Source organism: Prevotella amnii CRIS 21A-A (assembly GCF_000177355.1).
GTDB lineage: Bacteria > Bacteroidota > Bacteroidia > Bacteroidales > Bacteroidaceae > Prevotella > Prevotella amnii.
The window spans coordinates 140,652-157,313 of sequence record NZ_ADFQ01000086.1 but is presented as its reverse complement, the minus strand read 5'-3'; the positions used below and the strand labels follow the sequence as shown (position 1 = coordinate 157,313).

At 38.6% G+C, this 16,662-nt stretch carries 7 protein-coding genes and 1 pseudogene; 2 read left to right on the top strand and 6 right to left on the bottom strand.

The window, feature by feature from the left end; all coding sequences use genetic code 11:
• Nucleotides 1-50: 50 nt before the first annotated feature.
• The 5 genes from HMPREF9018_RS08445 to HMPREF9018_RS08425 all read right to left on the bottom strand — a co-directional run bounded on the left by HMPREF9018_RS08445 (nucleotide 51) and on the right by HMPREF9018_RS08425 (nucleotide 11,540).
• Entirely contained in the window at nucleotides 51-2,939 is a 2,889-nt protein-coding gene (locus HMPREF9018_RS08445) for a PD-(D/E)XK nuclease family protein (protein WP_008450229.1), read from the bottom strand.
• Between the two features lie 25 nt (nucleotides 2,940-2,964).
• Nucleotides 2,965-6,387 carry a UvrD-helicase domain-containing protein gene (locus tag HMPREF9018_RS08440; protein ID WP_008450505.1) on the bottom strand — a complete coding sequence of 1,141 codons (3,423 nt, stop codon included), beginning with the start codon at nucleotides 6,385-6,387 and terminating at the stop codon, nucleotides 2,965-2,967.
• Between the two features lie 21 nt (nucleotides 6,388-6,408).
• Complete coding sequence (locus tag HMPREF9018_RS08435) at nucleotides 6,409-8,469, bottom strand: DUF5686 family protein (RefSeq protein WP_008450224.1); 2,061 nt, start codon at nucleotides 8,467-8,469, stop codon at nucleotides 6,409-6,411.
• 89 nt (nucleotides 8,470-8,558) lie between these two features.
• Nucleotides 8,559-10,046, bottom strand: a complete 1,488-nt coding sequence (locus HMPREF9018_RS08430) for an MBOAT family O-acyltransferase (RefSeq protein ID WP_394330090.1) — start codon at nucleotides 10,044-10,046, stop codon at nucleotides 8,559-8,561.
• Nucleotides 10,047-10,133: 87 nt separating this feature from the next.
• Nucleotides 10,134-11,540 (bottom strand): SGNH/GDSL hydrolase family protein, encoded by a 1,407-nt coding sequence (locus tag HMPREF9018_RS08425; RefSeq protein WP_036854648.1) that lies wholly within the window; start codon nucleotides 11,538-11,540, stop codon nucleotides 10,134-10,136.
• 198 nt (nucleotides 11,541-11,738) lie between these two features.
• Here HMPREF9018_RS08425 and HMPREF9018_RS08420 point away from each other — a divergent pair.
• Together HMPREF9018_RS08420 and HMPREF9018_RS08415 are read left to right on the top strand one after the other, a co-directional pair.
• Nucleotides 11,739-13,022 (top strand): annotated as a pseudogene (locus HMPREF9018_RS08420) (malic enzyme-like NAD(P)-binding protein); the annotation flags it as partial.
• Between the two features lie 183 nt (nucleotides 13,023-13,205).
• The gene (locus HMPREF9018_RS08415; protein WP_008450275.1) at nucleotides 13,206-13,886 is read left to right on the top strand and encodes a hypothetical protein; all 681 of its coding nucleotides are present in this window, start codon (nucleotides 13,206-13,208) and stop codon (nucleotides 13,884-13,886) included.
• Nucleotides 13,887-14,318: 432 nt separating this feature from the next.
• Here the strand turns inward: HMPREF9018_RS08415 and gltA are convergent, their stop codons facing one another.
• The gene (gltA, locus tag HMPREF9018_RS08410) at nucleotides 14,319-16,619 is read right to left on the bottom strand and encodes an NADPH-dependent glutamate synthase (protein WP_008450439.1); all 2,301 of its coding nucleotides are present in this window, start codon (nucleotides 16,617-16,619) and stop codon (nucleotides 14,319-14,321) included.
• Nucleotides 16,620-16,662: the final 43 nt, after the last annotated feature.

The following is a 16,662-nucleotide window of genomic DNA, read 5'->3' as shown; positions in this document are numbered from 1 at the left end:
TACAGTCCTCTTCTTACTTCGTAAATGAGTATCTATAAAGGCTTACTTCGTTATCTTCCGCACATAAACTTAAACGGACAGCTGGCGCATATCTCAAGGTCGTCAGTAGGCGTAAAAGGCTGCTCTTTGTCGTAAAGCCTCTCTAAGACGGCTTTCAGCTCGCTCATAAACTCATCTCTGTATTTAGCTACATCTATTACCTCTTGCTTATCTATAACAACGATGGGAGAATAGGCTTTTTTATTAGTTTTCTGAATGAAAAGAAGTGCAGGCGCTACAGGTCTATGCTCCTTGTTAAAGAGTTCTGGGGACGTCTTAGGAGCCTGCTTCACCTTGTTATCTGCTATTAACAAGCCATAGAGCATCGCCTGCATAACATAGTCGCTTTTATTCTTAATATTATCCGCGCTAAAGATAGAAGGCACATCTGCCATGGGCTTAGCCTCTTTCCTACCTGTTTTATAATCTACCACCCTCATACGTCTTATCATGGTGTTCTTCTCTAACATATAGGTAGCTACATCAAGCCTGTCCACTCTCCCCCCTATACGCTTCTTATAAGGCTTACCCATGAGGCTTATCTCTACTTCGTCTTCCACATCAAACTCATGCGCTATAACCCTAATAGGTGCCACATCATAATCTAAACGCAGCAGCCTGACAAGATATTTCTTAACTACCTCTTTGTTTAATATCTGCAAGCCGTTAAGATTGAGCTTACTACCCTTTTTAAAATCTTTTTTGTTAAACAATTCTAAAGCAATGGCTTCTTCTATCACACTATCAAGAACGTTCGGCTTAAGGATAACCTTCTCTATGTCGGCTTTGGTTAGCTCTTTAGCGCAAAAGATGTCATTATACATAAGCTCGGCAGCCTTATGAAAGATATTACCAAAAATTCTGTTGTCTATGCTGTCTTCGTCTACTACGTTTTGCTCTTCTATACCTACAACATACTTATAGAAAAACTTTACCGGGCAGGTTATAAAAGTGTTAATTGCCGTTGGCGAAAACTTAGGTATATGCACAAGTTTCTCCATTACCCTCTCATCTTTTTGCACAGGCTCGATAGATATTTTGTGCTGCTGCTGCCCTGCCTTAAGCGTGTATCTACGCACTAAACAAGACGGCTTGCTCCATTCTACCATAAGCTGCAACATAAACCGGCTCATCTCTCCCGTCTTTACCCCCTGTGTAGAATTGTTGTAAAGGATAGTAACATCGCCAGCACGCTGTATAAGTCGATGAAAATAATAACTAAAGATAGACACCTTATTGTTTACCGTTGTAAGCTCGAAGGCATGACGTATGGCATGAGGTATAAACGACGCATCGTCTACTCCTTTAGGCATATTACCCTCGTTACATGATAGGATAAGTACGTGTTCAAAGTCGAGGTTACGCGTTTCTAACACACCCATTATCTGCACTCCCTTTGCTGGTTCGCCATGAAAAGGCACACTGGTAGCATTGACAAGCTGTGTAAACAACCTACGGAAAATAATAATATCTCTATCCAGATAATAGCTTCCATCTTCTTCAGCTGTCATAAGCTCTATAAGTCTGCTTAGCAAAGTGTACATTCTAAAGACCGACTCTTGGAAGAAAGGATCGCCTTCCGAAGCACCGTTTATGCCCACTACCTTAGTTATCTGCGCAAGCCACTTTACAAAGGCAAGCATGTTTTGTGCATCGTGCGGGCAATATTCTATACCCTCCCACAACACATAAAACTGTCTGTCGGCATTCATCTTTGCTAAAAGCTCCTCTGCATTGCTCCAAACATATTTAGCATAAGGGTGCCTGAGCACGCGTGTGGCATAACGTAAGCGAAACTTTTCCTCCATGAGCGAATAGCCCTCTACCTGTAGCCTTATAAGCTGTGCTATGAAAGAAGCTATTAACGACTGCCTAAGGGGGTAACCAGTGGTAACGTTAAGCTCTTCCACCTCCGTAGGAACGCAGTGTATAACTGTCTGTAACAAGCTCTCGTCGCATAGCACAATGGCTGTTTTGCGCCCATCTTTATATCGAGAGTTTTCTTTTAGCCACGTTGTTATGTAACGTGCCTGCATATTTTCCGTAGGAGAAGCTATAAACGATATATCTTTTGGTGCATCTAAATTGTTAAACACCTCGTGGTTATAATGAGGCAACTCGTTAGGAAACATCTCTAACCAACGCTGTATATATCTGCCTGCCTCGCGCCCTTTAGAAAGATAATAGTTATCATAATCCCAATAAAAAGCAGCTTTATCCTTTAGCTTATAAAAGAGCTCTTGCTCTACCTTTTGCAGCACATTAAAGCCTACAAAAACATACTTTTTATATGGCAGAGAGAAACGTTCTTTCTCTATCACATCACGATAAAGCATACCCTCATAGGCAAGTCCTAAGGCTCGAAGACGACGTTTATACTCGGTATATATATCAAAGAGCTTGCTCCAAAACTCTTGAAACCTACGCCGCAAGCTATCCTCGTCGACGCTTATGTTAGTAAATACTTTTTTTAGTTCAGAGATCTGCTCTGGGGTAAGATAATCTAACGATTCCAACTCTTTATTAGCACTTAAAAGCCCGAGCAACTTCTCTGTAGGTGCAAGATTCTTATCAATATCATCAAAGTCGGCAAGGAGCAATTCGCCCCACCCATAAAACTGGTCTAAAGGTTCGGCTTTGTGTGTTATATCCATATATACCTTATGAAGAATGCAAATGCTCTTAATAGGGTCTGCTATGATCAGATCAGACTGTGTACGAAACAGTTCAGATATTGTAATATAGTTAGGCGACCACACAGGGCCATCTGCTCTCTGTGCTATCTCCTGATTAAGAAATAACGCTGCACGCTTATTTGGGAACACTACTGCCACATGTGCCAAATTGTCCTGATACTTTCTCAGTAAGTCTTCTGCTACGTATGATAAGAAAGATTTCATTTTTTCTATATTGTTTACCGTTTTTTTAGTTTTCCTTGCTTACTACTTCCACTACTTCTCCACGCATAACATACCACAGATAGCCCGATATGTTACAATAGCCCATCTTCTTAAGAAGCTGCATATAACGTTGCACCTGCTCATGATATTCCTCGCGAGGACTACCAAACTTATAATCTATCACCACCACCTTGCCTTCTTTCATTATAACACGGTCTGGACGCTGCTCAAAACAGCTATCGGTAGTCTTGTCATACTGCAAGATAGCACACTCGTTATATACCTTCCACTCTTGAGAAAACCATTCCTTCACCTGCTCGTTATTGACGGCTGAGGTTATCTGCTGTCTCAGCTCTTTAGATGAAACATCGTCGTTATATATAATTCCCTCAGCTTCTAAAGCCTGCAAATGGGGTTCTATATCGGCAAAGGTCTTTATAGAAGAAAAAATATTATGCAACACGCTACCCACCTGCATATACCTCTGCCGCTTGCTTACCTCTTGACCATGTATAAAAGCATCGCTCTTATTACTTTGGCGAAAGCTCACCGCACTGTTAAATGTTTCTATATCTAACTCCTTAGCTTGTGGCACTATGGTGAAGGGGTTTAGCATAGTCTTTTCTTGGCTTTCTGTTTTATCGTATTCAGCTGCTGGTATAAGTGTGCCAAAGGTAAAGGTTATAGGTTCGTCGCCTCCTTGCTGCTCCTGTTTCTCCTCTTCTACGTATTCTGCATTTTTCAGCTCTTTTCCTAAAACTTCTAAGCAGTGCCATAACAGATAGCTACGCCTGTTGCTGTCATTAATATTCTTACCTGATATAAAAAGGTTTTTCCCGGCTCTTGTAAATGCTACATATAGCAGGTTAAGATTATCTATCACGTTTTGGAAATGCTCTTCTTTATAATCGGAAGCAAAGGCACTGTTTTCTAAATCTTTTTTAAAAGATACTGGTATTATAGGTAGTTCAGAGAAAGGCGCTTCTTTTTTCTTACCATCTACCCAAAAGATAGTAGTCCACTTTTCTAACTCCCAGTCGCAAAAAGGTATCACTACGTTATCAAACTCTAACCCTTTGCTTTTATGAATGGTTAGAATGCGAATGCCATCAACATCTTCTGTCTGTATATTCACCCCACAAAGGTTATCGTCCCACTCCTTAATGAAATCGTCTATGTCTGATGTGTTATTACTCAAATAGTCGTTAAGAGTATCGTAGAAGGTACTTATGTACGCGTTTTCAGTGGGCAGATTATGAAGCTGGAAAAGGTGATAAAGACGGTCTACCAAGTCTACCATAGATAATCGCAATAGCTTATCTCTTTCTAAGACATATTCTTCTGGCAAGAAGCCGTTAAGATGTTTTGCTATAAAATCGGCTTTTTTCTCATAATAATTCTCATCGTATGGTATATCTACAACATCTGAAACTAATATGTGTGTGCGCTCTTTAGCAAAATCTTTATCATGGTTTATCACCTTATAATAAGCTCTTACAAGTTTTGCTCTTGTCAGATTGTCATAAGGCTGTGCTATCAAGCGAAGTGCCTCTACTAATATGTTTACTGCCAACGATGCATCTAAGCGAAACGCCTCTTCAGATACTATTGTAATGTCCCTACCCCATGGCGTGGAGTTGATAGTAGTTACTATATCGGCTATCTCACGTTTGCTACGCACAAGAATGGCTATACTCTTCTGTGCATATCCCATATCAAGCAGCCGCTTTATGTTATCAGCCATGTCGCTTAGTATCTTTGCGTTATTATCAGCATCTTTACCGTATAAGCTGGCATGCACAAAACCTCTCTCTTCGCTCTTCGCGCTCTGCTGTTCTACATCAGAATAGGCAAGTTTTAGCTTATCGATCTGCTGTGTAGACAAGTGCTTTGAATTAGAAGAAGTAGTTTTTTTACTATTATTATCGGTGATACTATCCTCTGTTTGGGCATAAACATTTATGGCTTGAGAGAAAAAAGCATTATTAAAACTAATAATATTTTTCTCCGAGCGGTAATTGGTAGCAAGCGTTTTCACCTCTATGGAAGACGTGTCTACATAGCTTCCTTGAGAGGGCTTAATACTTTCCTCTATGTTGTTAAGCAGCTCCCAGTCGCCTTGCCGCCACCTGTAAATGCTTTGTTTCACATCGCCCACTAAAAGATTATGCGACCCTGCCTCTGCCATACAATTAAGTAAGAGCTTCTTAAAGTTGTCCCATTGCACCCGCGAGGTGTCTTGAAACTCGTCTATCATGATATATTTTAGCATTGCCCCGATACGCTCAAAGACAAAAGGAATATCGTTATCTTTCATCAGATTCTTTAAAAGCGACTGTGTGTTACTTAACATAAAACGATGATTCTCCACATTATCTTCTTCCACCTGCTTTGCTATCTTATGCAAAAGGCGCAACTTAGAAAAATGAAGCAACACTACCTTGCAGGTGTTATACCTCTTCCAGCCCGCTATGCGGTACGCCTCCATGTCGTACACTATCTTGTTTAAGGCTATGCTCTCTACAAAGGAGTTTAGGCTGTCCTTGTCTGCTTTCTTAGAACATTTAGATGAGTTCCATTGCTTCTTACCATCTATAATTTGCTGTATGGGGTTATATACATCGCCACTCTCTATCTGTCCTTTAGATAGCTTTACGATATACTTATAAGGATAGGCGGCAAAATAGCTGGTTGGGAAACCACTCTCAGCAATGAGCTGCACTATCTTTTCTGCCTTTTCCTTAATATTTTTTTCATACGTATCGCGTTCGCTTCTAAGAGTTTTTATAAAATAGGCTGAAAGGTTGTTGTCCTTAAAAAAGCTATCTAACTGCTTTTCATGCGTCTTATACAGCTCATCAAAGATTTTTTTACCAAACTCTTTAATGTCTTTTACCACATTCCAGTTTTTGTCTTCCTCTATATTAGATGATATATAATCGTCTATCCACTTTAAGACAGGGTCGTTTTCTTTAAGGTTATCAATGAGTTCGTCTACGGCTTTCGCTTCCACTTGTGCTGTGTTAAGGTCCACCCTAAGGTTAGCCGTTAGCCCAAGCTCTTTGCCAAGATTTCTTAACACGGCTTGAAAGAAGGCATCTATGGTCTGCACTCTAAAGTAATGGTATTCGTGTGTTAGCTTTTCCAGCACATAAAGGGCATTATTTCTTATAGTGGCTTCGGTCAATGCTGTGTTAGCCTTTACCTTCTCAAGATAGCTTTTAGACGATGCTAACCCATGCCCTATACCATATAGCTGTGAAAGTATTCGCAGCTTCATCTCGCTTGTAGCCTTATTAGTAAAGGTTACGGCAAGCATCTTGTTATAATCCTCTGGATATTTTACAAGTATTGAGATAAACTCTACTGTGAGCGTAAAGGTCTTTCCCGACCCCGCTGATGCCTTATATACTGTAAGTGTCTTGTTACTATTTGCTATACTCTTCATTACAAAATGTCATCTATACATTTACCAACCTTTAAAAAGCTCAAAGCCAAACTTTATTCCTATCCCCTCATATCGGCGGCGGGAGAAGCCTGTAAAGACAGCCATTGAGAACAGCCTGTTAGTGAAGCTATACCCTACCTCTGCATAAGGGAACAAATATTTTACGCCTAATATGCTCATATAAACACGCTCCTTCTCTATTACCCTTCCTACAAAGGGTAACCACGACAACACTAACAACGGGCTTTCGTAAGTAACGTTGCCTCTTACATAAAAAGGAGAGGCGTTATACCAGTTAGAGTTTAACAGCTCAAAGCCCCCACTCCATTCGTCATGCCACCCTTGAGGTATATAGTTTTCGCGAAAGTTATAATAATCTAAAAAATAAGTAGCTCCCTTCCTACTAAAATATCCACCTGCTCCTATACGAAAAGACCATGCCCGCATACAAGGCAAACCGTAGATATATTGCATATCTGCCTCTAAACGGCTATATAGAACGTTACCCCCAAACATCTTTACCCCATGCTCATACTGTGCTGCAACAGCAAAAGGAGCTTTACGCGTGAAAGGATACCACAACACCGATATAAAAGGAGCTATGGACCTATAAACCTTTGGTCTTCCCACTATGATAAAGCCACTATTATCTATGGCTGAACGATTATGCATAGAGATACCGCCCTTTAAAGATAACCTTGTGTAAAGGACATCATAAGCAGCTGTTAAAGAGATGCTTGCATCTCTAAAGTAGTCGAGATTCATACTCTCCCAGTCTATCGTATCGTTATGGACTGACTCCTTTATGCTATCTAAGACACGAGAGTCGGTAATCCTATTGCCGTTAGAAAACTCTACTTTTACATATCCGTTCCTATCATCATTAAAGGTATATGTTATAGGAAAATTATAAAACAACTGTTTTTGCCTAAATGAATAGCCCATGCGCAAACGCCCATAAATGTCGCTATTACTATTAAAAGCATATCCTGCCCTTATATCTACCTTATAAGATACGCCCTTTTTGCGGCTATAACTAAAATAAAGCGGATTCAAGATAGGAGCTATACGCATATATCCCTTATCATTATCTATAGATGTGTAGATGTCATTAAGGATATTATCGCCTATAATATCCCAAAATATTGTTTTTAACCAATTCTTTTTTGCAGATACTCTTACTGTGTCTTTGCTTTTATCTTGCTCTCGAGGGTAATAGGTTTTTATTAGTTCTTCCTCGTCGTGGCTTAAGCCTATGGGGCGCAAACGTGCCATAATCATCACATCCTGCGAAGAGTCTATACTGTCAGAGAGCGTTTCTGGCATATCATAATAAGTATCTATAACAGCCTTTATATGATTTCCCACACACTTAATAGAGGCATCTACCTTACACTCTCGTGGAAAGATTACGCCATAGCCATCACTGCCCATTGTGCCTTTTATAGTAAAATGGTTCATATCGCTTTCGCCCTCTAAGCTAAAACTTACTATACGACCCGTAGAAGTAACTATCTTTGCCCAGCCATGCCTTATAAGCTCGGTATGTATACGTTTGCTTTTAAAGGTTAAGAGCGTAAGCGAATCGTTAAATTCGGTGAGCTTATATGAGTAATATCTATAATTCTTAACATTTAAAGGCGACAGAATCCTTTCACGAAAAACCTCTGTTTCGTAAACCCGTGGGGACACATAATCGAGCAGATTATAAAGGACCATACGCCCATGATATACCGTACTTAAGAAAATGTTTCGCCTAACACGCTTCGCTTTATCAGGAAACAGCACCTCATGGGCATAACTCTCTATAACAGCCTTACGCCTACCGTCCTTCATCATATAAAACATCGTGGGGATACCTATAAAGGTAAAATTGCGTTTCTTTACATCTATGAAACACTTTCTATAAACGTTCCTTTCTAAAGAGTCTGTAAAAGATGCTTTTACCTTATCACCATAAGCAGTTACACGTAACAATAACACCTTTTCTTTTTCGCCAGCTTTAGCCACTATAACAGCAAAAAAAACAAGGAAAAGCACCAATACCTTTTCTTTGACAGATGTTACCTTTACTTTATTCATGTGAGAACAAAGATAATAAAACTTGCAAGAAAAAGCAAAGAGCTATCTAAAAAAAGCAAATGGCTCAATACTTATTTACCTGTTTTAGCTCAAAACTGAAAATAAATAAACGGCTGCACCTCAGAGCTTTTTACCTGCATAATAATAAAGATAACCACTACTACGGCTATAGCAGCACCTATAACACCCGTACGCCTAATGAGCTTAATGCCTGCCTCGTGCCATGAGAACGGCAGCCAATGACTAACCAAAGCAAAGAGCATGAGCAAAAACACATACTTATAGGCTACAAAAACATCTGGCAGCACTGCAAGATTAAACTTTGTAAAGATCTGACTAACCATAACCTTTACCGAATCGAAGCTCCCACAACGAAACAGCAACCACGAGAACGTAATAACATGAAAGGTTATAAACACAGAGAAAAACCTCTTTAACCCTTTAGGGTGATAACGCTTATCATGGTGTAAGACTGTTTGCGACCAAAACTTATGTATACAAACAAACAACCCATGCAATACGCCCCATACTATAAAGTTGAGCGAAGCACCATGCCACAAGCCACAAGCAGCCATGGCTATCATCTGGTTAAGATACATACGCCACTGCCCATGACGATTACCACCCAACGAGATGTAAACATAATCGCGTATCCATGTAGATAGAGAGATGTGCCAACGGCGCCAAAAGTCGGTCATAGAGTCGGCTTGAAGTGGAGCATTAAAATTGTCAGGAATAGTAAAGCCGAGAAGCAAAGCAATGCCTATGGCCATATCAGAATAGCCCGAAAAGTCACAATAGATCTGAAAACAATAGCCATAAAGACCTAACAAGACCTCACCACCTGAAAACAACGAAGGGTTATCAAAGATACGATCTACAAAATTAGCTGAAAGATAATCGGAGATAACAGCCTTTTTAAACAAGCCTATGATGATAAGAAAAACCCCTTTGGCAAACATTTCGTTAGAAAGACAAAGCGGCTTACGTATCTGAGGAACAAAATCGTTAGCACGTGTAATAGGACCTGCTAAGAGAGTAGGGAAAAAACTAACATAGAAAGCATAGTCCATAATACTGTTTAAAGGCTGCATCTTCCCTCGATAAACATCTATAGTGTACGACACTGCTTTAAAAGTATAAAAGCTAATGCCTATAGGAAGGAAGATGTCCCATGGCTGAAAATTATTACCTATCATCTGGCTCACCATAGACGAAAAGAAGTTAGTATACTTAAAGTAAGCCAACATTCCCAAGTCTATAACCAACGAAAGGCACAACCACACCTTCTTCTTATTACTTTGGGCAATACGACGAGCAATATAAAAATCGGAAACAGTAATGACTACTAACAACAGAAAGTATAAACCACTACTCTTATAAAAGAAATAATAAGAAAAGAGAGTTACAAACAATAAGCGAGCCGACAACTGTTTGCGCAAAAGACAATAACACAAAAAGAAGACTAATGCTACAAACAAAAAAGCACCCGATGAGAAAAGCAGCGGATTACGAGGATCGTACTGCAAGACAGTTAATACCCTTGAGGCATCTATAGAAGAAAAATAACCTGACATATTAGCATATAAGCTACAGAAAAAAGCCACTATATTATCGATAATCTTATTAAAATCCATATTATTTTTTATAACACAAAAGACTTACTATTTACCCTTTCCCTCCATAAGCTCCTTACGGCGAACATAGTTTTTCTGCCCTGCCACTATCGACTTAAAGATACGGTTTGCCAAAAATCCACCACCTTTATAGTTAATATGAATATAATCCTTACTACCCATATCTTTCTCATCTACAAGGCGTAGCATAGACCCTGCACCACCTATGGCATTAAACAAGCTATAAAAACCCACCTTGCTTTCCTTAGATAGCTTCTTCTGTAAAAGCTCCAGCTCTACTATTCCTTTCATAGTGCCATTGTTAGAGGCTTTCGACCCACGATCAGGCACACCCATAATAAGAATGGATGTTTTAGGGAAAGAACGCTTAAAAAGAGAAATAACATCACGCATCTTACCTGTATACATTTTTAATCTCTCTTCGGTAGTATTAGCATCTACAGCATTAACACCAAACTGAAATACTATTAAGTCGTAAGGACGAATAGCCGCAAAACGCTTTAACATCTCCTCGGGCAGCTTTGCAAGCGACACACCATCAGAGCCACGCATACTGAAATTGTCTATCACAACACCCCCTAAACCTTCTTGCGCAGTACCAAAGAGTATGGCTTTTTTACCATCTACCTTAATAAGCGCATTAGATGTATTGCCCTTTAGCTCTACTTGCTGCACATTAGAAGACGGAGGAAGAACCACCCTTTGATGCCTTTTCCCATCTATCGTAATATCTACAGTAGCCCCTGCCATAGGGCGTAGATATAGCTTTGTAGAGTTCCAATGGTCGGTATGCTTATATTCGTGCATAACAAAAGGCGAGAGAGATATTTGCCCCTGAGCAGTTAAGGTATAGTAACGCTCTGATATAGCAGCCTTTGACACATCGTACGAAGCAGGCTTTTTTACCATATGCTCCACTAAGCCAGAGTATTTATGAGTAGTGGTGTGCTTATACTCATTAATATCGTTACCAGCATCAAGCCACCCTACACCACAACCGCCATACTTACGTTGCAAAAGCTCACGAAGGTCGGCAAGCAAGATGTCGCCTTCTATATAAGAATCGCCAAAATAAGCTATTCTTACAGCACGACCCAGCTTCTTATGAGCTGACAGCTTTGATATAGCATCATAAAAGTTATCTAAAGAGTTGTTAGTATTTATGCCATAATCTATAATAGGCTCTATGCCTTTACCCCATTCTTCTTTAAAAGAAATAATATCTCCTTTGCTCGTTTTCAGCTTAATGACATCGTTTTGAGATGTTATTATAGCAGCGTTTGCTTTATTTTCTTTTATAGTTAAATCGCTTAATATATCTATCTTACGAAGCTCTGTTCCTGCTATTTTTATAGTAGGGATAAAGTGAAGCAACGTTAACATTATTATTACTAAAGCTACAAGCAATAGCGGCTTATAAATATTACTCCTCATTCGTTACGCCTTGTCTTAAAACACAAGGACTCTTTTTAAAGAAAAAACTATATTATTATATTATGTGTTATGAAGGGCAAAATTACAAAAAAATTATGAATACTCACATCGTTTCAACGTTAATTTGGTAACTTTGCAACATTGATAAATAAAAGATAAGCGTAGCAGGATAAAAACAACAAATTATATCAAAACATTATGGTTAAAGTAACTAAGGAGGATGCCTTGAAATATCATAACACAGGGCGCCCGGGAAAAATTGAAGTAAGACCAACAAAACCTTTTAGCACACAAACCGACTTGAGTTTGGCTTATTCGCCAGGCGTGGCATACCCATGTTTAGAGATACAGCAAAATGCAAACGATGTTTACAAATATACTAATAAAGGTAATCTGGTAGCAGTGATAAGTAATGGCACTGCTGTTTTAGGGTTAGGCAACATAGGAGCTATGAGCGGTAAGCCCGTCATGGAGGGAAAGGGCTTATTGTTTAAGATATATGGCGGTATAGATGTGTTCGACATAGAAGTGGCAGAGGAAGATCCGGAAAAGTTTTGTGAAACAATAGAACGCATAGCACCTACCTTTGGAGGCATAAACCTTGAAGACATCAAAGCACCTGAATGTTTCTACATAGAAGACAGGCTAAAACGCACTTTGGATATACCCGTTATGCACGACGACCAGCATGGCACGGCTATAATATCAGCCGCAGGGCTTAGAAACGCCTTAGAGGTGGCAGGGAAAAATATAGAACAAGTAAAACTTGTTGTGAATGGTGCTGGTGCAGCAGCTATATCATGCACAAAGCTATATATAGCACTTGGACTAAAAAAGGAAAACATCTTAATGCTCGATTCTAAAGGTGTTATAACCACAGAGCGTAACAATCTCACCGCAGAAAAAAAGCTCTTTGCCACTACACGCAACGATGTGCACACCTTAGAAGAAGCTATTAAAGGTGCTGACGTCTTCTTAGGATTATCAAAAGGTAAGATATTAACAAAAGACATGGTACGCTCAATGGCAAAAAGCCCTATTGTCTTTGCTCTTGCTAATCCGGTACCAGAAATATCTTATGAAGAAGCCTTTCAGGCAAGACCAGATGTCATAATGTCTACAGGACGCTCTGACTATCCTAACCAGATAAACAACGTCTTAGGCTTCCCCTACATCTTCCGCGGAGCTCTTGACGTAAGCGCAACAGCTATAAACGAAGAAATGAAAATGGCTGCCGTTACAGCCATTGCTGACCTTGCAAAGCAGCCTGTTCCACAAGAAGTAAAACAAATATACAACAACAAAGACCTTACTTTTGGAACACACTATTTCATTCCTACCCCTGTAGACCCACGCTTAATTACAGAAGTAAGCTCAGCAGTAGCTAAGGCAGCTATTCAAAGCGGTGTTGCACGCAAAAAGATAACCGACTTTGATGCCTACAAAAAACATCTACAGCAGCTTAGAGAAAACGCAACAAAATAAAGATTATACACATCTTATATATTATATATAAAGGAGCTATATTAACACATATAGCTCCTTTTTTTACATCGTAACATATATAATTTTACCTATTATAAAGAAGAAGATAAAAAAACAAATATAAAACTTTGGATAAACCCAAAAGAAATACTATCTTTGCCAAAAAGCAGAGAAGTGCTTATGATCACACAAGACAATTTTAACATAGAATATACAGACCCTATAGAGGTGCAACAGATACGCCACTTCGTATGTAAAGAGATAAGTAGGCAGATTCATCGCTATATAAAAGGTATGCATGGTAGCAAACAACAGATGCTCTTATTTGAAGAACATTTAGAAGGGTTATCCTTAGATGAAAAAGAAACTGTCATTGCCCAATATCTTGATCTTAACCGCAAAGCTTTAAAGGGTTTAGACATGAAACTTGTTTTAGCACGAGCCATGGCTAACTATTGTGATACTTATAGCTACCTTCTTACTCTTATAAACGATAAGCGAAAGGTGGTAAAATACCTACAGCTTATAAATGATATATATATAAGGTATCATAAAGTATTTGAAGAAAACGGGAAATTTGGCATTTCAGACTATAAGGGCAATATCGTTGTAACCCCTAAGTATAAGTTCTTACGCGCCTGCTATATGTATGTAGATACCTTCCAAATGCTACCTATCATAGCACAGAAAGACGACAAGATGGGGCTAATACTACCTGATGGCAAAGACACTATCATAGCCCCTTTCATTTACGACTCTATTACCCTTAGGGAAGAACCTCCTTATTTCGATGCAAAATGTAAAGGAAAACATATTTACTTAAACGTAGATGGTAGTAAATATGTAAAACAAGAAAAATAGGGAAAATGACAAATTCAACCTCAAAAAGCAACTACATTTGCAAAATTAAGTAAAAAGTCTCAAGTAGAGTTCTAAATTCCAGCTTTTTTCTTAGTCTTGCTTTTGTTTTGTGTTGATATTCTTTAGTTTGCTTATCCTTAAAATCCCCTCTTTTAGGGAATATATTATCAATAGGGTTTGTTAGTATACTTTAATAAGCCCTTTCTACCATTAGCAGTAGGTGTGCAAAATATATTTTCGTTTCTAATGCCTTTTCCTACCACTTGATCTCTAAAGTTACTAAACGCTATACTTACATATATTTATAAACCATTTGAGCTTTCTATTTTTAAAAGCATATTAACAAATTATATTAAAAACATTAAACACTCTAATAACTTTAAACAACGTAAGTACAACGCTCATACATTATTTTTCCATCATCATACCAATCTATATCATAAGTTGCTCTGCCATAGCTTTAGCAGCCTTTCTACCATCTCCCATAGCAAGAACTACTGTAGCAGGACCATTTACGATATCTCCACCTGCATATATTTCAGAGCACGAACTTTGTCTATTATTATCCACCACAATAGTATCTTTCCAGCCTAACTTTAATCCTTTTATAGATCTTGGCACTAAGGGATTAGGCGATGTCCCTACTGCAACTATTACCTGATCACATTCGATAATAATTTCTTTACCTGTTGTCTTAGGTGAACGACGCCCACTTTCATCGGGTTCTCCAAGTTCCATTACGTCGAGAATAGCATTAGTAACATATCCTTTCTTGTCTATTATATACTTTTTGGGATTATGAAGTGTCAAGAGCTTGATACCTTCTTCTTTTGCTTGCAAGATCTCTATCCTACCAGCAGGCATTTCCATTTCAGAACGACGATAAACCACTGTTACTTCAGCCCCTAAACGCCGCGCCATACGACATGCATCCATAGCAGTATTACCTCCACCAACTACTATTATTTTCTTACCCACATAAAGAGATGTTTCTGCTTTTGGATTAGTAGCATCCATAAGATTTATACGAGCAAGAAATTCATTACTTGATAACACATTTACAGCATTCTCTCCTTGAATGCCCATAAAATTAGGAACACCAGCCCCACTGCCTATAAAAAAACCTTTAAACCCTCGCTTCTTAAGTGATTCTATCGTAATAGTCTTCCCCACTACAACATCTGTAAAGAAATGTACACCTGATTTTCGCAAATTATCTATCTCAATATCTACTATTTTATTTGGCAAACGAAATTCTGGTATTCCATATTTTAATACTCCACCCAATTCATGCAATGCCTCAAAAACAAATACAGAAAAACCTTTTTTTATCATCTCGCCAGCAAAACTTAACCCTGCGGGACCTGAACCTACTACTGCTACTTTTATACCATTCTTTGCTACTGAAGGTGTGTCTATTTGAATATGCTGCTCACGTACACTATCAGCAACATAGCGTTCTAATCCTCCTATAGATACAGGTTTACCACTTATTTTATTATGAATACAACCACCTTCGCATTGTTTTTCATGAGGACAAACACGCCCGCAAATAGCAGGCAAAGAAGATGTGTTACGTAACACCTTATAAGCTCCAAGAATATTCCCACGTTCAATATTCTTAATAAAAGCAGGTATATCATTACTAACAGGGCAGCCCTTTACACAGCCAGGATTGCTACAATCCAAACAACGATGAGCCTCAGCAGTAGCCATCTGCATTGTATAGCCTTTTGCTACTTCCTCTATTCTTGTTGTAGCTCTATATATAGGATCAAGAGTAGGCACAGGAATATGTTCTAACGCCATACGATCCTTAGACTTTATCTGCTTTCTAAGAGCTTCACGCCACTCTGTCTTGCGATTAGACAACAGCTCTAAAGCATCATCTTCTTGAATTAAATTTATTGTGTTTTTATCAAAATCATTAATAGTATAGTTGGGTTTTTTATCTTCTATTTTTAAAGCCTTTACATCACTTGTACGCATTATAAGTTCTTCCCAATTTATCTTACACCCATCAAACCAAGGACCATCTATACAAACAAATCTTATCTTACCTCCTATTGTTAAACGACAAGCACCACACATTCCTGTACCATCTACCATAATAGTTCTAAGATATACATCACACGGTATTTGATATTTAATAGAAAATATTGAAGACTGATGCATGAACTTTTGTGTACTTATACATATAATCTTATCTACTTTATTATTTGTCAAAGCAGTTTTCAGAAATTCTGTAATGTCATCATTATTAGCTCCAATATAAAACACAGCATCTGCAACCTCCCTAATATTTTCCATCATTAAACCAATGCCTTCGTCTTCTGATGACAAAAGTACTAAAATCCTATTATTAGCCTTTTTCAATGCAGATATAATAGGAATTGCTATAGCCGAGCCTATATCATCACAAACAAAAAGTATCGTACCATAAGTTTCTATTTTTATAGGCGTTCCCAAGGGTCCTACTATATCTTTTATAGTATCTCCAGGCTCTAAACTTACTAAACGAGCCGTAGAATGATTAACCTCCTTTACTACTATTGTGATAGAACCTCTCTCAGGATTAACTTTAGACACACTAATAGGCAAACGTTCGCTTTTATCTTCTACGCGAATAATAACAAAATTACCTGCTCTATAACTACGCGCAATAAGTGGGGCTTCCACCTCAATATTAAACGTATGAGCAGCCAACTGATTTTTACTTAAAATCTTGTTCATAGATATACGATAAGGTTAGGGGTTAGTAATATTTTATATAAAG